Source organism: Devosia sp. P2_G7 (genome assembly GCF_056403495.1).
Genome location: NZ_JBFUFI010000003.1, coordinates 213,911 through 230,626 on the forward strand (window position 1 = coordinate 213,911; position 16,716 = coordinate 230,626).

Here is a 16,716-nt window from a genome sequence, read left to right on the forward strand (position 1 = left end):
GATCACTGGGCCGGCTTGTAGCCGACATAGGCGGTGTACTGCTCCAGCAGCACCGACCATACCCCGAACGCCGCGTCGAGGTTCTCGCGCGTGACGCCATACTCGAGGTTCACGTCGTACTCGATCGCCGCGTCGAGGTCCGCGTCGAGATAGGCGTTGCCGAAGCGCTTGTCGCGGTTCCAGGCGTTCAGCGCATCCATTGTCGGCTTGATATCGGCGAACCCGGCATAGAAGTTGATGTCCTCGCAGGCCTTGTCGGCCGCGCAGTTCATGAAGAACACGTAGTAGGGCACGCCCTTGATGTTGCCGGCGATGCGCGGGTTGCCGTCGCCCTGGGACTCAAGCGTCGCCGAGCCATAGCCGCGGGCGATCGTGACGATTTCGTCGACCTTGCTGCCATCGACCACGGTCTGCGCAAGGGTGGGACCAGCAGAGAGAGCGCCAAGCAGCAGGCCAGCCCACAGACGTCCCAGCTTCATCGGATGCTCCCTCATCGTCCCGGTATTGGCCCGACTGATACACCTTTGTCAGAGGCGGGCCAATGCGGGGCAGGGGGATCCCTGAAAGTAGAGGAAAACCGCACGTCCGATCTGGTGCCAGCCATGCGTGCGCGGCAAGTTAGCTCTGCCCTCCGACCCCGTTCTCCTGGTGAACGGAAATTCCCCGGATTTCCGGCGGCGTGAGCATGATGTTCCGCTGAAAGAATCCTTGACGGGGGGACTCACTGCTCATATAGAGGCGCAACCTTAGCGGTCGGTCGTGAAGTTCACGCGGGTATCTGCCACCTTGTGCGGGCATCCAGGAACTTCAAACACATCGCCAAAGGCAAGAGACGACGACAAATCTTCGTGCGCATGAACGCCTGGTCAACAGCCGGGTGGTCCGCTGCAATAAGAGGCGCTGCTGCTCCGTTTTGGAGTGGATTTGGCGCCCCTTTGGTTTGCCATCGTCTTTCGCAACGAACTTCGGACCGATGGAAAGAGCGCAATGCCGACCATTAATCAGTTGATCCGCAAGCCTCGGGTATCCAAGCCCAAGCGGAACAAAGTACCGGCGATGGAAGCAAACCCGCAGAAGCGCGGCGTGTGCTCTCGCGTTTATACGACGACCCCGAAGAAGCCGAACTCGGCTCTCCGCAAGGTGGCGAAGGTCCGTCTGACCACTTCGCGTGAAGTCATTTCCTACATCCCCGGCGAGGGTCACAACCTGCAGGAACACTCCGTGGTGCTGATCCGCGGCGGTCGTGTTCGCGATCTGCCGGGTGTTCGCTATCACGTGCTGCGCGGCGTCCTCGACACCCAGTCGGTGAAGGATCGCAGGCAGCGCCGTTCGAAGTACGGCGCGAAGCGGCCGAAGTAAGGAGCATTTAGATGTCCCGTCGTCACTCCGCTGAAAAGCGCGTCGTCAATCCCGATCCGAAGTTCGGCGATCTCGTCGTCTCCAAGTTCATGAACTCGCTCATGAAGGACGGCAAGAAGTCGGCCGCCGAAGGCATCGTCTACGGCGCCTTCGATATCGTTCAGACCAAGCTGAAGCAGGATCCGATCGGCGTGTTCCACACCGCCCTCGACAACATCCGCCCGGCCGTCGAAGTCCGTTCGCGCCGCGTTGGTGGTGCGACCTATCAGGTCCCGGTCGAAGTCCGCACCGATCGTCAGCAGGCGCTGGCCATCCGCTGGCTCATCGAGTCTGCCCGCAAGCGTGGCGAGCACACCATGAAGGAACGCCTGTCGGGCGAGCTCATGGATGCCGTCAACGGTCGCGGCCAGGCCGTCAAGAAACGCGAAGACACGCACCGTATGGCTGACGCCAACCGTGCCTTCTCGCACTACCGCTGGTAACGGAAGGCTCGCTCAAGATGGCCCGCGAATACCCGATCAATCACTACCGTAACTTCGGCATCATGGCTCACATTGATGCTGGCAAGACGACCACGACCGAGCGTGTTCTCTACTACACCGGCAAGTCCCACAAGATCGGCGAAGTCCACGACGGCGCCGCGACCATGGACTGGATGGAGCAGGAGCAGGAGCGCGGCATCACCATCACGTCCGCCGCGACCACCACGTTCTGGAAGGGCCGTGACGGCACCCAGTACCGCTTCAACATCATCGACACCCCCGGCCACGTGGACTTCACCATCGAAGTCGAGCGTTCGCTCCGCGTGCTCGACGGCGCCATCGCGCTGCTCGACGGTAACCAGGGCGTCGAGCCGCAGACGGAAACCGTCTGGCGCCAGGCCGACAAGTACAACGTTCCGCGCCTGATCTTCGTCAACAAGATGGACAAGATCGGTGCCGATTTCTACTTCTGCCTCGATACGCTCGATAAGCGCCTCGGCATCAAGCCGGTCGTGATGCAGCTGCCGATCGGCGCCGAGAGCGATTTCCGCGGCGTCGTCGACCTGATCGAGATGAACGCGCTCGTCTGGCGCAACGAAGAGCTGGGCGCCCAGTGGGACGTCGTCGAGATCCCCGAGGACCTCAAGGCCAAGGCCGCTGAGTACCGCGAGAAGATGATCGAGACCGCCGTCGAGATGGACGATGCGGCCACCGAGGCTTACCTCAACGGCGAAATGCCTGATAACGACACGCTGCGCCGGCTGATCCGCAAGGGCACCTGCGAAGTGAAGCTGTATCCGGTGTTCTGTGGCTCGGCCTTCAAGAACAAGGGCGTGCAGCCGCTGCTGGATGGCGTTATCGACTTCCTGCCGGCTCCGACCGACATTCCTGCGATCCAGGGCATCGACGTCAAGACCGACAAGCCGATCGAGCGTCACGCGACCGACAACGAGCCGCTGTCGATGCTGGCCTTCAAGATCGCCAACGACCCGCACATGGGCTCGCTGACCTTCTGCCGCATCTACTCGGGTCACCTCGAGGCCGGTGCGATGCTCGAGAACACGGTCAAGGAAAAGAAGGAACGCGTCGGTCGCATGTTCCAGATGCACGCGAACTCTCGCGAGCAGATCAACGAAGCCTACGCTGGTGACATCGTCGCTATCGTTGGCCTCAAGGACACGACCACGGGCGACACGCTCTCGGATCCCAACAACAAGGTGATCCTCGAGCGCATGGAGTTCCCGGAGCCGGTCATCGACATCGCCGTGGAGCCCAAGTCCAAGGCCGACCAGGAGAAGATGGGCCTCGCCCTCGCTCGCCTGGCTGCCGAAGACCCGTCGTTCCGCGTCAAGACCGACGAAGAATCCGGCCAGACCATCATCTCGGGCATGGGCGAACTGCACCTCGACATTCTCGTCGATCGCATGCGCCGCGAGTTCAAGGTCGAGGCCAATATCGGTGCGCCGCAGGTGGCTTACCGTGAAGCGATCACCCGCAAGGTTGAGCACGACTACACGCACAAGAAGCAGTCTGGTGGTTCGGGCCAGTTCGCCCGCATCAAGTTCACGATCGAGCCGAATGAAGCCGGCAAGGGCTTCGAGTTCGTGTCCGCGATCGTGGGCGGCAACGTCCCCAAGGAATACGTCCCGGGCGTGCAGAAGGGTGTTTCGTCGGTCATGGGCTCCGGCCCGGTGATCGGCTTCCCGATCGTCGACGTGAAGTTCACGCTGACGGACGGTGCCTACCACGACGTCGACTCCTCGGTTCTCGCCTTCGAAATCGCTGGCCGCGCGGGTTTCCGCGAAGCCATCGAGAAGGCGGCACCGAAGATCCTCGAGCCGGTCATGCGGGTTGAAGTTCTGACCCCGGAAGACTATGTGGGCGACGTCATCGGTGACCTGAATTCACGTCGCGGCCAGATCCGCGGCACTGAAGCCCGCGGTATTGCGCAGGTGATCGACGCCATGGTGCCTCTTGCCAACATGTTTGGCTACGTGAACTCGCTCCGCTCGATGAGCCAGGGGCGCGCTCAGTACACCATGACTTTCGACCACTACGAGCAGGTCCCGCAGGCGGTCGCCACCGAAGTCCAGGCAAAGTACGCTTAACGTTTACCCGCTAAGCAACCGCTTGAAATAGAAACTGAAAACTCACGTCGGCTGTTGGCTGACGCATACGGAGAGAAGCGATGGGCAAGGAAAAGTTTTCCCGCAATAAGCCTCACTGCAACATCGGCACCATCGGTCACGTCGACCATGGCAAGACCTCGCTGACCGCAGCGATCACGAAGGTTTTGGCTGAGACCGGTGGCGCGACCTTCAAGGCGTACGACCAGATCGACGCAGCACCGGAAGAGAAGGCGCGCGGGATCACGATCAACACCGCGCACGTCGAGTACGAGACGACCAACCGTCACTACGCTCACGTCGACTGCCCGGGCCACGCCGACTATGTGAAGAACATGATCACCGGCGCTGCCCAGATGGACGGCGCGATCCTGGTCGTGTCGGCTGCCGACGGCCCGATGCCGCAGACCCGCGAGCACATCCTGCTCGCCCGTCAGGTTGGCGTGCCGGCCCTGGTCGTGTTCCTGAACAAGTGCGACATGGTCGACGATCCGGAGCTCCTCGAGCTCGTGGAACTCGAGGTTCGCGAACTGCTGTCGTCCTACGAATTCCCGGGCGACGACGTTCCGATCATCAAGGGCTCGGCCACCGAAGCTCTGAACGATGGTGACAAGAAGCTCGGCCACGACGCCGTTCTCGAGCTGATGGCCGCTGTCGACGCCTACATCCCGCAGCCGGCTCGTCCGATCGACCAGCCGTTCCTGATGCCGATCGAAGACGTGTTCTCGATCTCTGGCCGTGGCACCGTGGTGACCGGCCGTGTCGAGCGCGGCATCGTGAAGGTGGGTGAGGAAGTCGAGATCGTCGGCATCAAGGCGACCCAGAAGACGACCGTGACCGGCGTTGAGATGTTCCGCAAGCTGCTCGATCAGGGCCAGGCTGGCGACAACATTGGCGCGCTGATCCGTGGTATCGACCGCACTCAGGTTGAGCGCGGCCAGGTCCTCTGCAAGCCCGGTTCCGTGACCCCGCACACCGACTTCGTTGCTGAGGCCTATATCCTCACCAAGGAAGAAGGCGGCCGTCACACTCCGTTCTTCGCCAACTACCGTCCGCAGTTCTACTTCCGCACCACCGACGTGACCGGTGTGGTTACCCTGCCGGAAGGCACCGAGATGGTGATGCCGGGCGACAACGTGAATATCTCCGTTCAGCTGATCGTGCCGATCGCCATGGAAGAGAAGCTCCGCTTCGCTATCCGCGAGGGTGGCCGTACCGTCGGTTCGGGCGTCGTCGCCAAGATCCTGAAATAAGACCTGGTAATCCAGGGCGCGGCGCGCCGCTACAAACAGCGCGCCGCGTTCCATTTTTCGCTGGGAAAGCAAGATGAACGGTCAAAACATTCGCATCCGGCTCAAAGCCTTTGACCACCGTGTGCTCGACACCTCCACTCGGGAGATCGTGAACACGGCCAAGCGCACGGGTGCGCAGGTGCGCGGGCCGATCCCGCTGCCCACGCAGATTGAGAAGTTTACGGTCAACCGGTCGCCTCACATCGACAAGAAGAGCCGCGAGCAGTTCGAGATCCGGACGCACAAGCGTCTCCTCGACATCGTGGATCCGACCCCGCAGACCGTTGATGCTCTGATGAAGCTCGATCTCGCCGCCGGCGTCGACGTCGAAATCAAGCTCTGAGTAACTGAGTTTTCGCGCTGACCATCCAAAGGGTCCTCTTGGACACAATGACCCGGTCAAGCGCCAAAGAGAGAAGGTAACAACCGATGCGTTCTGGTTTGATCGCACAGAAGCTGGGCATGACCCGCCTGTTCTTGGATGATGGCACACACGTCCCCGTGACCGTGCTCGATCTCAAGAACTGCCAGGTCGTGGGTCAGCGCACGCAGGAGAAGGACGGCTATACCGCCCTCCAGCTCGGCGCTGGCACCGTTAAGGCGAAGAACGTCACCAAGGCGGAGCGCGGCCAGTTCGCCGTCGCCAAGGTCGAGCCCAAGCGTCAGGTAACTGAGTTTCGTGTCGATCCTGCGAACCTCATCGAAGTCGGTGCCACCATGCAGGCGGACCACTTCGTCGAAGGTCAGCTGGTCGACGTGACCGGTACCTCGATCGGTAAGGGTTTCGCCGGCGGCATGAAGCGCTGGAACTTCGGTGGTCTGCGTGCCACGCACGGCGTGTCCGTGTCGCACCGCTCGCACGGTTCTACCGGCCAGCGCCAGGACCCCGGCAAGGTGTTCAAGGGCAAGAAGATGGCCGGCCACATGGGCGACCGTCGTGTCACCACCCAGAACCTGAAGGTCGTGCGCACCGATGTGGAGCGCGGGCTGATCATGGTCGAGGGCGCTGTCCCGGGTGCCAAGGGCGCCTGGATCCAGATCAAGGACGCGGTCAAGAAGGCCGCTCCGAAGGGCGCAGCTGTGCCCGGTTCGTTCAAGGCGGCTGTCGCAGCCGTGGCCGAGGAGGCGAAATAATGGAACTCCAGGTCACAACTCTGGACGGCAAGGCCGACGGTTCGGTCACACTGAAGGACGAGATCTTCGGTCTTGAAGTCCGCCAGGACATCCTGCACCGCATGGTCCGTTACCAGCAGCTCAAGGCGATGGCCGGCACCCACAAGGTGAAGCACCGCTCCGAGATCGCTTACACTTCGAAGAAGTCGATCAAGCAGAAGGGCTCGGGCGGCGCTCGTCACGGCGCCAAGTCTGCTCCGCAGTTCCGCGGCGGCGGCCGGGCCTTTGGTCCCGAGCCCCGCAGCCATGCGATCGAGCTGCCCAAGAAGGTCCGCGCCCTGGCCCTGAAGCATGCGCTTTCGGCCAAGGCCAAGGCTGGCGAACTGGTCGTCGTTCCGACCGTCGCCACCAAGGAGCCCAAGACCGCCCAGCTGGTTGCCAAGTTCGGCAAGCTGGAATGGTCGAGCGCTCTGATCATCGACGGCGCCGAGGTGGACAAGAATTTCGCCAACGCGGCGCGCAACATTCCGCAGATCGACGTGCTGCCGGTGCAGGGGATCAATGTCGCTGACATTCTCCGTCGCCATAAGCTCGTTCTGACCAAAGCAGCGCTCGAAGCGCTCGAGGCCCGGTTCGCATGAGCAAGTTCAGCAACTACGACGTGATCCGTAACCCGGTCGTCACCGAAAAGTCGACCATGGCGTCCGAGCACAGCCAGGTCGTCTTCGACGTCGCGATCGATGCCACCAAGGCCGACATCAAAGCCGCCGTCGAGGCGCTCTTCTCGGTCAAGGTCAAGGCGGTCAACACCCTCGTCCGCAAGGGCAAGGTGAAGCGTTTCCGGCAGGAACTTGGCACCCGCAAGGACGTCAAGAAGGCCATTGTCACCCTGGCCGAAGGCCAGTCGATCGATATTTCGACCGGCATCTGAGGGGAGAGAGAAGAATGGGTCTAAAAACTTACAATCCGACCTCTCCGGGCCGCCGCCAGCTCATCACGACCGATCGGTCGGAGCTGTGGAAGGGCAAGCCGGTTAAGTCGCTGACCGAAGGTCTGAACCAGTCCGGCGGTCGTAACAACGCCGGCCGCATCACCGCGTACCATCGCGGCGGCGGTCACAAGCGTTCGTACCGTATGGTCGACTTCCGCCGCGTTCGTTTCGACGAAGTGGCGACTGTCGAGCGTCTCGAGTACGATCCGAACCGCACGGCCTGGATCGCGCTGATCAAGTACGCCGACGGCGAGCTTGCCTACATCATCGCGCCGCAGCGTCTGGCTGCCGGCGACAAGGTGATCTCCACGCTCGGCACTGCCGACGTGAAGCCGGGCAATGCCATGCCGCTCGAGCGCATGCCGGTTGGCACCATCGTCCACAATGTCGAGATGAAGCCCCGCAAGGGCGGTCAGATCGCTCGTTCGGCCGGTGCCTACGCACAGTATGTCGGCCGCGACGCCGGTTGGGCGATCCTTCGCCTCAACTCGGGCGAGCAGCGCCGGGTCCACGGCTCGTGCCTCGCCACTGTCGGCGCGGTGTCGAACCAGGATCACTCGAACACCTCGATCGGCAAGGCCGGTCGTAACCGCTGGCTCGGCCGCAAGCCGGTCAACCGCGGTGTGACCATGAACCCGGTCGATCACCCGCATGGTGGTGGTGAAGGCCGTACCTCGGGTGGCCGTCACCCGGTGAGCCCGTGGGGCAAGCCGACCAAGGGCAAGAAGACCCGTTCCAACAAGTCGACGGACAAGTTCATCGTCCGCTCGCGTCACGTGAAGAAGGGCCGCTAAGCCATGTCGCGTTCAGTCTGGAAAGGCCCGTTCGTCGATGGCTATCTGCTCAAGAAGGCAGAGACCAGCCGTTCGAGCGGCCGCAACGAAGTCATCAAGATCTGGAGCCGTCGTTCCACGATCCTGCCGCAGTTCGTCGGTCTGACCTTCGGCGTTCACAATGGCCACAAGCATGTGCCGGTGAACGTCCAGGAAGAAATGATCGGCCACAAGTTTGGCGAGTTCGCGCCGACCCGTACCTACTACGGTCACGCGGCCGACAAGAAGGCCAAGAGGAAGTAACATGGGCAAGCCGAAAACTCAGCGGTCGCTCAAGGACAACGAGGCCAAGGCGGTTCTCCGCATGCTTCGCACCTCGGGCATCAAGCTCAACCTCGTGGCTGCGATGATCCGCGGCAAGAAGGTCGACAAGGCTCTCGCCGAGCTGACCTTCTCGCGCAAGCGTATCGCCGGCTCGGTCAAGAAGACGCTCGAGAGCGCCATCGCGAACGCCGAAAACAATCACGGCCTCGACCCGGACAGCCTGGTCGTTGCCGAGTGCTATGTCGGTGACTCGCTGGTGATGAAGCGCTTCATGGCCCGTGGCCGTGGTCACGCTGCCCGCATGGAGCGCCCGTTCTCGAACCTCACCATTGTGGTTCGCCAAGTTGAGGAGACCGCATAATGGGTCAGAAGATCAACCCGATCGGTCTGCGCCTCGGCATCAACCGCACCTGGGATTCGCGTTGGTACGCGAACAAGGGTGAGTACGGTAACCTGCTGCAGGAAGACCTGAAGATCCGTGCGACGCTGCTCGAAGACCTCAAGCAGGCCGCGGTCTCGAAGATCGTCATCGAGCGTCCGCACCGCAAGTGCCGCGTGTCGATCCACACTGCCCGTCCGGGCATCGTGATCGGCAAGAAGGGCGCTGACATCGACAAGATCCGCGCCAAGGTGAAGCAGTTCACCGACAGCGAAGTGCACATCAACATCGTTGAAGTGCGCAAGCCGGAGACCGATGCGAACCTCGTGGCCCAGGGCATTGCCCAGCAGCTCGAGCGTCGCGTGGCCTTCCGTCGTGCGATGAAGCGTGCAGTGCAGACGGCGATCCGTATGGGCGCCGGCGGCATCCGGGTGAACGTGGGCGGCCGTCTCGGCGGCGCCGACATCGCCCGCACCGAGTGGTACCGCGAAGGTCGCGTGCCGCTGCACACGCTGCGCGCCGACATCGACTACGGCACTGCCGAGGCGAAGACCACCTACGGCATCATCGGCATCAAGGTGTGGGTCTTCAAGGGCGAAGTCCTTGAGCACGATCCGTCCGCTCACGAGCGTCGCGCCACTGAAGGCGGCGGTTCGAACGAGGGCGGTCAGCGTCGCGAGCGTTCCGATCGGGACGAGCGCGGTGATCGTGGCGGTCGCGATCGCGATCGCGCGCCGGCGAACTGAGAAGGCATAGACAAAAATGCTGCAACCAAAACGTACCAAGTTCCGCAAGGCGCATAAGGGCCGCATCCATGGCAATGCCAAGGGTGGCACGGACCTGGCCTTCGGTCAGTTCGGCCTGAAGTCCCAGGAGCCCGAGCGCGTTACGGCTCGCCAGATCGAAGCGGCCCGCCGCGCGATCACCCGCGAGATGAAGCGTGCCGGCCGCGTCTGGATCCGTGTCTTCCCGGACCTGCCGGTTTCCAAGAAGCCGACCGAAGTTCGTATGGGTAAGGGCAAGGGTTCGGTTGAATTCTGGGCCGCCCGCGTCAAGCCCGGTCGTATCCTTTTCGAAATCGACGGCGTCCCCGAGGACGTCGCCAAGGAAGCCTTGCGCCTCGGCGCGATGAAGCTTCCGATCATCACGCGGGTCGTCACCCGCATTGCGGATTGATCGCCATGGCACGTGCACCCAAGAAGAAGATCGAGGCCAAGGGCAGTGGCCACACCGCCAACCTCCGGGCCAATACCCCGGATGAGCTGAAGGATCAGCTGCTCAGCCTGAAGAAAGAGCAGTTCAACCTGCGGTTCCAGCGCGCTACCCAGCAGCTGGAAAAGCCGACCGAGGTCAAGAAAGTCCGCCGCGAAATCGCGCGGGTGAAGACGATCCTCGGCGAAAAAGCCGCGGCGAAGTAAGGAGCAACCGATGCCCAAGCGCGTATTGCAGGGGACCGTGGTCTCCGACACCAACGAGAAGACCGTGGTGGTGCGGGTTGACCGCGCCTTTACCCACCCGGTGATGAAGAAGACCGTGCGCCGGTCCAAGAAGTACCACGCTCACGACGAGGCCAATGCGGCCAAGGTCGGGGACGTCGTCTGGATCGAAGAATCGGCGCCGATTTCGAAGAACAAGCGTTGGGTCCTCAAGCCCTCCGCGTAACCGGAATTTAGGGCTCGCCGTGTAGGCAGACCCCGAAACTGAAAAAGGCATCAAGCCATGATCCAGATGCAGTCCAATCTCGACGTTGCCGATAATTCCGGCGCGCGTCGTGTCATGTGCATCAAGGTACTCGGCGGTTCGCACCGCAAGTACGCCTCGGTGGGCGATATCATTGTTGTCTCGGTCAAGGACGCGATCCCGCGTGGCCGCGTCAAGAAGGGCCAGGTGATGAAGGCCGTCGTTGTGCGCACCGCATTCCCGGTTCGCCGCGCCGATGGCACCGTCATCCGCTTCGACCGCAACGCTGCCGTCCTGATCAATAACCAGGCCGAGCCGATCGGTACCCGTATCTTCGGGCCGGTGCCGCGCGAGCTGCGTTCCAAGAACCACATGAAGATCATTTCGCTTGCGCCGGAGGTGTTGTGATGGCGGCCAAGATTAAGAAGGGCGACAAGGTCGTCATTCTGACCGGCAAGGACAAGGGCAAGACCGGTCAGGTCACCCAGGTGTTCCCGGAGGCCACCAAGGCCACCGTGCAGGGGCTCAACCTCGTGCGCCGTCACACCAAGCAGACCGCGAGCCAGGATGCGGGCATCTTCACCAAGGAAGCCCCGATCCACCTGAGCAACCTCGCGATCGTCGATGCGAACGGCAAGCCGTCGCGCGTCGGTTTCAAGATCAACGCCGACGGCACCAAGGTGCGCGTCGCCAAGTCGACCGGGGACACGATCGATGGCTGACACCGTCTATATCCCGCGTCTCCGTACCGAGTACGACGAGACCATCAAGGCGAACCTGATCAAAGAGTTCGGCTACAAGAACGTCATGCAGGCCCCCAAGCTCGACAAGATCGTGCTGAACATGGGTGTCGGCGAGGCGGTGAACGACACCAAGAAGGTGAAGTCGGCGGCTGCTGATCTCGAGAAGATCGCCGGCCAGAAGCCCGTCATCACCCACGCCCGCAAGTCGATCGCCGGCTTCAAGGTCCGCGAAGAGATGCCGCTCGGCGTGAAGGTGACGCTCCGCAAGGCCCGCATGTACGAGTTCCTGGACCGTCTGGTGAACATCGCTCTGCCGCGCGTTCGTGACTTCCGCGGGCTGAACCCGAATTCGTTCGATGGCCGTGGCAACTACGCCATGGGCATCAAGGAACACATCATCTTCCCCGAGATCAACTTCGATCAGATCGATCAGACCTGGGGCATGGATATCATCGTGTGCACGACCGCGCGCACCGACGACGAAGCCCGGGCGCTGCTCAAGGCTTTCAATTTCCCCTTCCGGCAGTAACGGAAGAGAGAAGGACGAGACATGGCAAAGACCAGCTCCATCGAAAAGAACAACAAGCGCAAGCGCCTTGCCAAGCAGCTGGGTCCCAAGCGGGCCAAGCTCAAGGCAGTCGTGATGAACCAGAGCGTTTCGCTCGAGGAACGCTTCGCCGCGCAGCTCAAGCTTGCCGCGCTGCCGCGTAACTCGGCCGAGAACCGCGTGCACAACCGCTGCGAGCTCACGGGTCGTCCGCGTGGCTACTATCGCAAGCTCAAGCTCAGCCGTATTGCCCTGCGTCAGCTCGGCAACCTCGGGCTGATCCCGGGCCTTGTGAAGTCGAGCTGGTAAGGAGACAGACGCTATGAGCCTTACTGATCCGATCGGCGATATGCTGACCCGCATCCGCAACGCGCAGATGCGCCGTCGCGATGTCGTCCAGACTCCCGCTTCCACCCTGCGTGGCCGCGTGCTCGACGTGCTGAAGTCGGAAGGCTTCATCCGCGGCTACTCGGAAAGCAAGATGGACAACGGCGTTGCCCAGTTCGACATCGAGCTGAAGTACTCCGACAATACCCCGGTGATCCGGACCATCGAGCGCGTCTCGCGTCCTGGTCGCCGTGTCTATGCGTCGGTCAAGAATATCCCCTCGGTCGCGAATGGCCTTGGCGTGTCGATCCTTTCGACCCCCAAGGGCGTGATGGCCGATCATGAAGCAAAAGCCCAGAACCTGGGTGGCGAGGTACTCTGCCGCGTCTTCTAAGGCTAACCCCTTGAAGCCGTCGGTGTGACGATTACTCCGAAGGAAGTAGAAAGAATGTCCCGTACAGGCAAAAAGCCGATTGCTCCGGTCAGTGGCGTCACCGTCACGATCAGCGATCGCAAGGTCACCGCAAAGGGGCCGAAGGGCGAGCAGGCGCTGACGCTCATGGATATCGTGAACGCCAAGCAGACCGATGACGGCATCGTCATCGAGCCCGCCAACGAGAGCAAGGAAGCTCGGGCTGCCTGGGGGACCACCCGCGCGCTGATCAACAATATGGTGATCGGCGTCAGCGCGGGCTTCGAGAAGAAGCTGCAGATCCAGGGCGTTGGTTATCGCGCCGCCATGCAGGGCAAGGATTTGAAGCTGTCGCTCGGTTTCAGCCACGAAGTGGTGTTCCAGACTCCGGCTGGCATCACCATCGCGGCGCCGACGCAGACCGAAGTCGTTATCACCGGCTCGGACAAGCAGCAGGTTGGCCAGGTGGCCGCCGACATTCGCGGTTGGCGTCCGCCGGAGCCCTACAAGGGCAAGGGCGTGCGTTATGTGGGCGAGTACATCGCCCGCAAAGAAGGCAAGAAGAAGTAAGGAGCGCACGAGATGCCCATCAGCCTCAAAGGTGCGGACCGCCGCAAGGCCCGAGTTCGCAAGGCGCTCAAGGCCAATTCGAATGGCCGCCCGCGTCTGTCCGTGCACCGCTCGGACAAAAATATCTACGCCCAGATCATCGATGATGCGTCCGGCCGCACGCTTGCTGCCGCTTCGACCATCGACAAGGACGTGAAGGCCAAGGTCAAGAACGGCTCGACCGCCGAGGCCGCAGCCACTGTCGGCAAGCTGATTGCCGAGCGTGGCCTCGCTGCCAAGGTGTCGACGGTCGTGTTCGATCGTGGTGCCTACCTCTACCATGGCCGCGTTAAGGCCCTGGGTGATGCGGCCCGCGAAGGCGGCCTGCAGTTCTGATCCGGCGACAAAGGAAAATTCGATGAGAGACGTTCAAGAGCGCGATAGCGAATTCGTCGACCGGCTGGTGCACATCAACCGTGTCGCCAAGGTTGTGAAGGGTGGCCGTCGTTTCGGTTTCGCCGCCCTGGTGGTGGTTGGTGATCAGAAGGGCCGCGTTGGCTTTGGTCACGGCAAGGCGCGTGAAGTGCCTGAGGCCATCCGCAAGGCGACCGAGCAGGCCAAGCGCCAGATGATCCGCGTTCCGCTGCGCGATGCCCGTACGCTGCACCACGATGTGGTCGGCCACCACGGCGCCGGCAAGGTCATCCTGCGTGCCGCCGTTCCCGGTACCGGCATCATCGCCGGCGGCCCGATGCGCGCCGTGTTCGAGACCCTCGGGGTCAACGACATCGTGGCGAAGTCGCAGGGCACCGCCAATCCCTACAACATGGTGCGGGCCACCTTCGATGCGCTGAAGCGCGTTGATAGCCCGCGTTCGGTCGCCGCCCGCCGCGGCCTGAAGGTCTCGGACCTGCAGGCTCGCCGTGGCGAGACCGTCGAAGCCTGATTAGGGCTTGGGAGTTAGAACTATGGCCGACAAGACCGTCACCATCGAGCAGATCGCCAGCCCGACGCGCCGTCCGCAGGACCAACGCGCCACCCTCATCGGTTTGGGGCTCAACAAGATCCGCAAGCAGTCGACCCTCAAGGACACCCCCGAGGTCCGCGGCATGATCCGTAAGATCCCGCACCTCGTGCGCGTCGTCGACGCCAAATAAGGAACGAGAACAATGACTCGTTTGAATGAACTCCGGGACAACCCGGGCGCCAACAAGAAGCGCGTACGCGTCGGTCGTGGTATCGGCTCGGGCGTCGGCAAGACCGGTGGTCGCGGCGGCAAGGGCCAGACGGCTCGTTCCGGCGTTGCCATCAACGGCTTCGAAGGCGGCCAGATGCCCCTTCACATGCGTATGCCGAAGCGCGGCTTCAACGCTCTGAATCCCAAGAAGTGGAACCAGCTGCGTATCGACCGCATCCAGAACTACATCGACAGCGGCAAGCTGGACATCAAGGGCGTGGTCGATGCGGCCGCTCTCGTGAAGGCCGGCGTGATCCGCCGCGAGCTCGATGGCGTTCGTCTGATCGGCAGCTCCGGTTTCACGGCCAAGAAGGTGACCTTCAAGGTTGCTCACGCGACCAAGGGTGCCCTCGCTGCTATTGAAGCAGCCGGCGGCAAGGTCGATATGCCTCAGGCAGAAGTGAAGGCTGACGCCTAAGAGCGCCTGGCCCCATTCTAAAGGGAGCGACTATGGCGTCCGCAGCCGAACAGCTGGCCAAGAATCTTAACTTCGGGACCTTCGCCAAGGCGAAGGCCCTTCAGCAGCGCATCTGGTTCACACTGGGTGCGCTTCTGGTTTACCGGCTTGGCACCTACATCCCGGTTCCCGGTATCGATCCCGATGCCTATGCCGCGACCTTCAAGCAGGCGCAGCAGGGCATTTTCGGCATGTTCGACATGTTCGCCGGCGGTGCCGTGCAGCGCATGGCGATCTTCGCGCTGAACCTCATTCCCTACATCACCGCGTCCATCGTGGTTCAGGTGGTCACCACTGCCTCGCCGCGCCTCGAAGCCCTCCGCAAGGAAGGTGAGAGTGGGCGTCGCAAGCTCAACCAGTACACCCGCTATCTTGCCGTGCTGTTCTGCGCGGTGCAGGCCTACGGCATCGCCAAGGGCCTCGAGGGCAGCCAGGGTGTGGTGCTCAATCCGGGCCTGTTCTTCGAGCTCTCGACCGTCATCACGCTGGTCGGCGGCACCATGTTCCTGATGTGGCTTGGTGAGCAGATCACCTCGCGCGGCATCGGCAACGGTATCTCGTTGATCATCTTCGCCGGTATCGTGGCGAACCTGCCGGCAACCGTCGTGCAGACGCTTGAGCTCGCCCGTACGGGCGCCATCTCCGGCTTCTGGGGCTTCGGCATTCCGCTCATCGCCATTCTGGTGATCGGCATCATCGTGTTCTTCGAACGCGCCCAGCGCCGGCTGCTGATCCAGTATCCGAAGCGCCAGGTTGGCAACAAGATGTTCCAGGGCGACACCTCGCACCTGCCGCTGAAGCTCAACACCTCGGGCGTTATCCCGGTGATCTTCGGCTCGTCCCTGCTGCTGCTCCCCGCCACTATTGCGTCGTTCGCGGCGCAGGGTGACGCCCCGCAGTGGCTGTCGGTGACGGCGGCGCTGCTCGGCCGCGGCCAGCCGCTCTACCTGGCGCTGTTCGCTGCGCTGATCATCTTCTTCGCCTTCTTCTACACCTCGATCGTCTTCAACCCGACCGACACCGCGGACAACCTGAAGCGCTCCGGCGGCTTCATTCCCGGCATCCGGCCGGGCGAGCGGACGGCGAACTACATCGACTACGTGCTCACCCGCATCACCCTGGTCGGCGCGCTGTATCTTACTGTCGTGGCGCTCATTCCCGAGCTGATCCACAGCCAGCTCAACGTCAGCCAGTTCATCGGCGGCACCTCGCTGCTGATCATCGTGACGGTGACGCTGGATACGGTGACCCAGGTGCAGAGCCATCTGATCGCCCAGCAGTACGAAGGCCTGGTGAAGCGGTCGCGCCTTGGGGGCAAGCGTAAATGAGGCTGATCCTTCTGGGACCTCCGGGCGCCGGTAAGGGCACGCAGGCAAAGGTGCTGATCGATAGCTACGGAATCCCGCAGCTTTCGACCGGCGACATCCTGCGCTCCGCCATCGCTGCGAAGACCCCCATGGGCCTCGCCGCCAAGGAGATCATGGACCGCGGCGACCTCGTCTCCGACGAGATCGTCAACGGCATCGTGTCCGAGCGGCTTGACCAGGAAGACTGCCGGGCCGGTTTCGTGCTCGACGGTTTCCCGCGGACCATTCCGCAGGCCGAGGCGCTCGACGAGATGCTGACCGAAAAGGGCATGCAGCTCGACGCGGTGGTGGAAATCACCGCCGACGCCGACGTGCTGGTCGGGCGCATCGCCAAACGGGCAAAGGAATCTGGTGTTGCTCGCGGCGACGACAACGAGGACGTGCTTCGCAACCGCCTCAATGTCTATCGCGAGCAGACCGCGCCGCTTGTTGAGTTCTATCGCGGCAAGGGCCTCTTGAAGTCGGTCGACGGCATGCAGCCGGTCGATGAGGTTACGGCGGCCATCCGCCGGGCCGTGCATAACTAGTATACCTCGGGGCAGGGGCTCCGCAGTTGAC

General features: G+C 62.4%; 28 protein-coding genes. 27 read left to right on the plus strand and 1 reads right to left on the minus strand.

Annotated features, from left to right (window positions below; translation table 11 throughout):
- Nucleotides 1-2: 2 nt before the first annotated feature.
- Nucleotides 3-479 carry a YbjN domain-containing protein gene (locus AC1DWU_RS07140; protein ID WP_477149285.1) on the minus strand — a complete coding sequence of 159 codons (477 nt, stop codon included), beginning with the start codon at nt 477-479 and terminating at the stop codon, nt 3-5.
- A gap of 508 nt (nt 480-987) precedes the next feature.
- On the opposite strand from AC1DWU_RS07140, the gene rpsL reads away from it, so the two are divergent.
- The 27 genes from rpsL (at nt 988) to AC1DWU_RS07275 (ending at nt 16,685) form a co-directional block, all read left to right on the plus strand.
- Nucleotides 988-1,359: a 30S ribosomal protein S12 gene (gene rpsL, locus AC1DWU_RS07145; protein ID WP_273957941.1), complete on the plus strand. Its 372-nt coding sequence runs from the start codon at nt 988-990 to the stop codon at nt 1,357-1,359.
- Nucleotides 1,360-1,370: 11 nt separating this feature from the next.
- A complete protein-coding gene (gene rpsG, locus AC1DWU_RS07150) occupies nt 1,371-1,841 on the plus strand; it encodes a 30S ribosomal protein S7 (RefSeq protein WP_069911349.1) in 471 nt (156 codons plus the stop codon).
- Nucleotides 1,842-1,858: 17 nt separating this feature from the next.
- A complete protein-coding gene (gene fusA / locus AC1DWU_RS07155; RefSeq protein ID WP_477149286.1) occupies nt 1,859-3,949 on the plus strand; it encodes an elongation factor G in 2,091 nt (696 codons plus the stop codon).
- 80 nt (nt 3,950-4,029) lie between these two features.
- Nucleotides 4,030-5,220 (plus strand): elongation factor Tu, encoded by a 1,191-nt coding sequence (tuf, locus tag AC1DWU_RS07160; protein WP_477149287.1) that lies wholly within the window; start codon nt 4,030-4,032, stop codon nt 5,218-5,220.
- Between the two features lie 73 nt (nt 5,221-5,293).
- Nucleotides 5,294-5,602, plus strand: coding sequence for a 30S ribosomal protein S10 (gene rpsJ, locus AC1DWU_RS07165; RefSeq protein WP_055049780.1), 309 nt, complete (start codon nt 5,294-5,296; stop codon nt 5,600-5,602).
- 86 nt (nt 5,603-5,688) lie between these two features.
- A complete protein-coding gene (gene rplC / locus AC1DWU_RS07170) occupies nt 5,689-6,393 on the plus strand; it encodes a 50S ribosomal protein L3 (protein ID WP_055877928.1) in 705 nt (234 codons plus the stop codon).
- Entirely contained in the window at nt 6,393-7,013 is a 621-nt protein-coding gene (gene rplD / locus AC1DWU_RS07175) for a 50S ribosomal protein L4 (RefSeq protein WP_477149288.1), read from the plus strand. Before rplC ends, rplD begins: the two co-directional genes overlap by 1 nt.
- Nucleotides 7,010-7,303 carry a 50S ribosomal protein L23 gene (locus tag AC1DWU_RS07180; RefSeq protein WP_477149289.1) on the plus strand — a complete coding sequence of 98 codons (294 nt, stop codon included), beginning with the start codon at nt 7,010-7,012 and terminating at the stop codon, nt 7,301-7,303. Before rplD ends, AC1DWU_RS07180 begins: the two co-directional genes overlap by 4 nt.
- A 14-nt stretch (nt 7,304-7,317) precedes the next feature.
- Nucleotides 7,318-8,157: a 50S ribosomal protein L2 gene (gene rplB, locus AC1DWU_RS07185; protein ID WP_477149290.1), complete on the plus strand. Its 840-nt coding sequence runs from the start codon at nt 7,318-7,320 to the stop codon at nt 8,155-8,157.
- Nucleotides 8,158-8,160: 3 nt separating this feature from the next.
- Complete coding sequence (gene rpsS, locus AC1DWU_RS07190) at nt 8,161-8,439, plus strand: 30S ribosomal protein S19 (RefSeq protein ID WP_477149291.1); 279 nt, start codon at nt 8,161-8,163, stop codon at nt 8,437-8,439.
- A 1-nt stretch (nt 8,440) separates the two neighbouring features.
- The gene (rplV, locus tag AC1DWU_RS07195; RefSeq protein ID WP_055877918.1) at nt 8,441-8,821 is read left to right on the plus strand and encodes a 50S ribosomal protein L22; all 381 of its coding nucleotides are present in this window, start codon (nt 8,441-8,443) and stop codon (nt 8,819-8,821) included.
- Nucleotides 8,821-9,585, plus strand: a complete 765-nt coding sequence (gene rpsC, locus AC1DWU_RS07200; protein ID WP_477149292.1) for a 30S ribosomal protein S3 — start codon at nt 8,821-8,823, stop codon at nt 9,583-9,585. Before rplV ends, rpsC begins: the two co-directional genes overlap by 1 nt.
- Before the next feature lie 16 nt (nt 9,586-9,601).
- Nucleotides 9,602-10,015: a 50S ribosomal protein L16 gene (gene rplP, locus AC1DWU_RS07205; RefSeq protein WP_291307874.1), complete on the plus strand. Its 414-nt coding sequence runs from the start codon at nt 9,602-9,604 to the stop codon at nt 10,013-10,015.
- A 5-nt stretch (nt 10,016-10,020) separates the two neighbouring features.
- Nucleotides 10,021-10,257, plus strand: a complete 237-nt coding sequence (rpmC, locus tag AC1DWU_RS07210) for a 50S ribosomal protein L29 (RefSeq protein ID WP_477149293.1) — start codon at nt 10,021-10,023, stop codon at nt 10,255-10,257.
- A gap of 10 nt (nt 10,258-10,267) precedes the next feature.
- Nucleotides 10,268-10,501 carry a 30S ribosomal protein S17 gene (gene rpsQ, locus AC1DWU_RS07215; RefSeq protein WP_423067702.1) on the plus strand — a complete coding sequence of 78 codons (234 nt, stop codon included), beginning with the start codon at nt 10,268-10,270 and terminating at the stop codon, nt 10,499-10,501.
- A gap of 57 nt (nt 10,502-10,558) precedes the next feature.
- Nucleotides 10,559-10,927, plus strand: a complete 369-nt coding sequence (gene rplN / locus AC1DWU_RS07220; RefSeq protein WP_055877905.1) for a 50S ribosomal protein L14 — start codon at nt 10,559-10,561, stop codon at nt 10,925-10,927.
- Entirely contained in the window at nt 10,927-11,241 is a 315-nt protein-coding gene (rplX, locus tag AC1DWU_RS07225; RefSeq protein ID WP_477149294.1) for a 50S ribosomal protein L24, read from the plus strand. The genes rplN and rplX overlap by 1 nt, the downstream gene beginning before the upstream one ends.
- Nucleotides 11,234-11,791, plus strand: coding sequence for a 50S ribosomal protein L5 (gene rplE / locus AC1DWU_RS07230; protein WP_477149295.1), 558 nt, complete (start codon nt 11,234-11,236; stop codon nt 11,789-11,791). Before rplX ends, rplE begins: the two co-directional genes overlap by 8 nt.
- A 21-nt stretch (nt 11,792-11,812) precedes the next feature.
- Nucleotides 11,813-12,118, plus strand: a complete 306-nt coding sequence (gene rpsN, locus AC1DWU_RS07235) for a 30S ribosomal protein S14 (RefSeq protein ID WP_055877897.1) — start codon at nt 11,813-11,815, stop codon at nt 12,116-12,118.
- 13 nt (nt 12,119-12,131) lie between these two features.
- A complete protein-coding gene (rpsH, locus tag AC1DWU_RS07240; RefSeq protein WP_477149296.1) occupies nt 12,132-12,530 on the plus strand; it encodes a 30S ribosomal protein S8 in 399 nt (132 codons plus the stop codon).
- 54 nt (nt 12,531-12,584) lie between these two features.
- Nucleotides 12,585-13,118, plus strand: coding sequence for a 50S ribosomal protein L6 (gene rplF, locus AC1DWU_RS07245; RefSeq protein ID WP_477149297.1), 534 nt, complete (start codon nt 12,585-12,587; stop codon nt 13,116-13,118).
- 12 nt (nt 13,119-13,130) lie between these two features.
- A complete protein-coding gene (gene rplR, locus AC1DWU_RS07250) occupies nt 13,131-13,493 on the plus strand; it encodes a 50S ribosomal protein L18 (protein WP_477149298.1) in 363 nt (120 codons plus the stop codon).
- 22 nt (nt 13,494-13,515) lie between these two features.
- Nucleotides 13,516-14,043: a 30S ribosomal protein S5 gene (rpsE, locus tag AC1DWU_RS07255; protein ID WP_055049088.1), complete on the plus strand. Its 528-nt coding sequence runs from the start codon at nt 13,516-13,518 to the stop codon at nt 14,041-14,043.
- A gap of 22 nt (nt 14,044-14,065) precedes the next feature.
- Nucleotides 14,066-14,254 carry a 50S ribosomal protein L30 gene (gene rpmD, locus AC1DWU_RS07260; RefSeq protein ID WP_055877885.1) on the plus strand — a complete coding sequence of 63 codons (189 nt, stop codon included), beginning with the start codon at nt 14,066-14,068 and terminating at the stop codon, nt 14,252-14,254.
- Between the two features lie 12 nt (nt 14,255-14,266).
- Nucleotides 14,267-14,752, plus strand: a complete 486-nt coding sequence (gene rplO / locus AC1DWU_RS07265; protein ID WP_055877882.1) for a 50S ribosomal protein L15 — start codon at nt 14,267-14,269, stop codon at nt 14,750-14,752.
- A gap of 32 nt (nt 14,753-14,784) precedes the next feature.
- The gene (gene secY / locus AC1DWU_RS07270) at nt 14,785-16,119 is read left to right on the plus strand and encodes a preprotein translocase subunit SecY (RefSeq protein WP_477149299.1); all 1,335 of its coding nucleotides are present in this window, start codon (nt 14,785-14,787) and stop codon (nt 16,117-16,119) included.
- Entirely contained in the window at nt 16,116-16,685 is a 570-nt protein-coding gene (locus tag AC1DWU_RS07275; protein ID WP_477149300.1) for an adenylate kinase, read from the plus strand. The genes secY and AC1DWU_RS07275 overlap by 4 nt, the downstream gene beginning before the upstream one ends.
- Nucleotides 16,686-16,716: the final 31 nt, after the last annotated feature.

Excerpts from the sequence above, each read along its gene's own strand:
- rpsL (WP_273957941.1), top strand. The coding sequence starts at position 988 with ATGCCGACCATTAATCAGTTGATCCGCAAGCCTCGGGTATCCAAGCCC.
- rplD (WP_477149288.1), top strand. The coding sequence starts at position 6,393 with ATGGAACTCCAGGTCACAACTCTGGACGGCAAGGCCGACGGTTCGGTC.
- rpsH (WP_477149296.1), top strand. The coding sequence starts at position 12,132 with ATGAGCCTTACTGATCCGATCGGCGATATGCTGACCCGCATCCGCAAC.
- secY (WP_477149299.1), top strand. The coding sequence starts at position 14,785 with ATGGCGTCCGCAGCCGAACAGCTGGCCAAGAATCTTAACTTCGGGACC.
- rpsQ (WP_423067702.1), top strand. The coding sequence starts at position 10,268 with ATGCCCAAGCGCGTATTGCAGGGGACCGTGGTCTCCGACACCAACGAG.
- rpsJ (WP_055049780.1), top strand. The coding sequence starts at position 5,294 with ATGAACGGTCAAAACATTCGCATCCGGCTCAAAGCCTTTGACCACCGT.
- AC1DWU_RS07275 (WP_477149300.1), top strand. The coding sequence starts at position 16,116 with ATGAGGCTGATCCTTCTGGGACCTCCGGGCGCCGGTAAGGGCACGCAG.
- rplP (WP_291307874.1), top strand. The coding sequence starts at position 9,602 with ATGCTGCAACCAAAACGTACCAAGTTCCGCAAGGCGCATAAGGGCCGC.
- rpmD (WP_055877885.1), top strand. The coding sequence starts at position 14,066 with ATGGCCGACAAGACCGTCACCATCGAGCAGATCGCCAGCCCGACGCGC.
- rplX (WP_477149294.1), top strand. The coding sequence starts at position 10,927 with ATGGCGGCCAAGATTAAGAAGGGCGACAAGGTCGTCATTCTGACCGGC.
- rplE (WP_477149295.1), top strand. The coding sequence starts at position 11,234 with ATGGCTGACACCGTCTATATCCCGCGTCTCCGTACCGAGTACGACGAG.
- rplB (WP_477149290.1), top strand. The coding sequence starts at position 7,318 with ATGGGTCTAAAAACTTACAATCCGACCTCTCCGGGCCGCCGCCAGCTC.
- rpsC (WP_477149292.1), top strand. The coding sequence starts at position 8,821 with ATGGGTCAGAAGATCAACCCGATCGGTCTGCGCCTCGGCATCAACCGC.
- AC1DWU_RS07180 (WP_477149289.1), top strand. The coding sequence starts at position 7,010 with ATGAGCAAGTTCAGCAACTACGACGTGATCCGTAACCCGGTCGTCACC.
- rplO (WP_055877882.1), top strand. The coding sequence starts at position 14,267 with ATGACTCGTTTGAATGAACTCCGGGACAACCCGGGCGCCAACAAGAAG.
- fusA (WP_477149286.1), top strand. The coding sequence starts at position 1,859 with ATGGCCCGCGAATACCCGATCAATCACTACCGTAACTTCGGCATCATG.
- rplR (WP_477149298.1), top strand. The coding sequence starts at position 13,131 with ATGCCCATCAGCCTCAAAGGTGCGGACCGCCGCAAGGCCCGAGTTCGC.
- rplC (WP_055877928.1), top strand. The coding sequence starts at position 5,689 with ATGCGTTCTGGTTTGATCGCACAGAAGCTGGGCATGACCCGCCTGTTC.
- rplN (WP_055877905.1), top strand. The coding sequence starts at position 10,559 with ATGATCCAGATGCAGTCCAATCTCGACGTTGCCGATAATTCCGGCGCG.
- tuf (WP_477149287.1), top strand. The coding sequence starts at position 4,030 with ATGGGCAAGGAAAAGTTTTCCCGCAATAAGCCTCACTGCAACATCGGC.
- rpsN (WP_055877897.1), top strand. The coding sequence starts at position 11,813 with ATGGCAAAGACCAGCTCCATCGAAAAGAACAACAAGCGCAAGCGCCTT.
- rplF (WP_477149297.1), top strand. The coding sequence starts at position 12,585 with ATGTCCCGTACAGGCAAAAAGCCGATTGCTCCGGTCAGTGGCGTCACC.
- rpmC (WP_477149293.1), top strand. The coding sequence starts at position 10,021 with ATGGCACGTGCACCCAAGAAGAAGATCGAGGCCAAGGGCAGTGGCCAC.
- rpsE (WP_055049088.1), top strand. The coding sequence starts at position 13,516 with ATGAGAGACGTTCAAGAGCGCGATAGCGAATTCGTCGACCGGCTGGTG.
- AC1DWU_RS07140 (WP_477149285.1), bottom strand. The coding sequence starts at position 479 with ATGAAGCTGGGACGTCTGTGGGCTGGCCTGCTGCTTGGCGCTCTCTCT.
- rpsG (WP_069911349.1), top strand. The coding sequence starts at position 1,371 with ATGTCCCGTCGTCACTCCGCTGAAAAGCGCGTCGTCAATCCCGATCCG.
- rplV (WP_055877918.1), top strand. The coding sequence starts at position 8,441 with ATGGGCAAGCCGAAAACTCAGCGGTCGCTCAAGGACAACGAGGCCAAG.
- rpsS (WP_477149291.1), top strand. The coding sequence starts at position 8,161 with ATGTCGCGTTCAGTCTGGAAAGGCCCGTTCGTCGATGGCTATCTGCTC.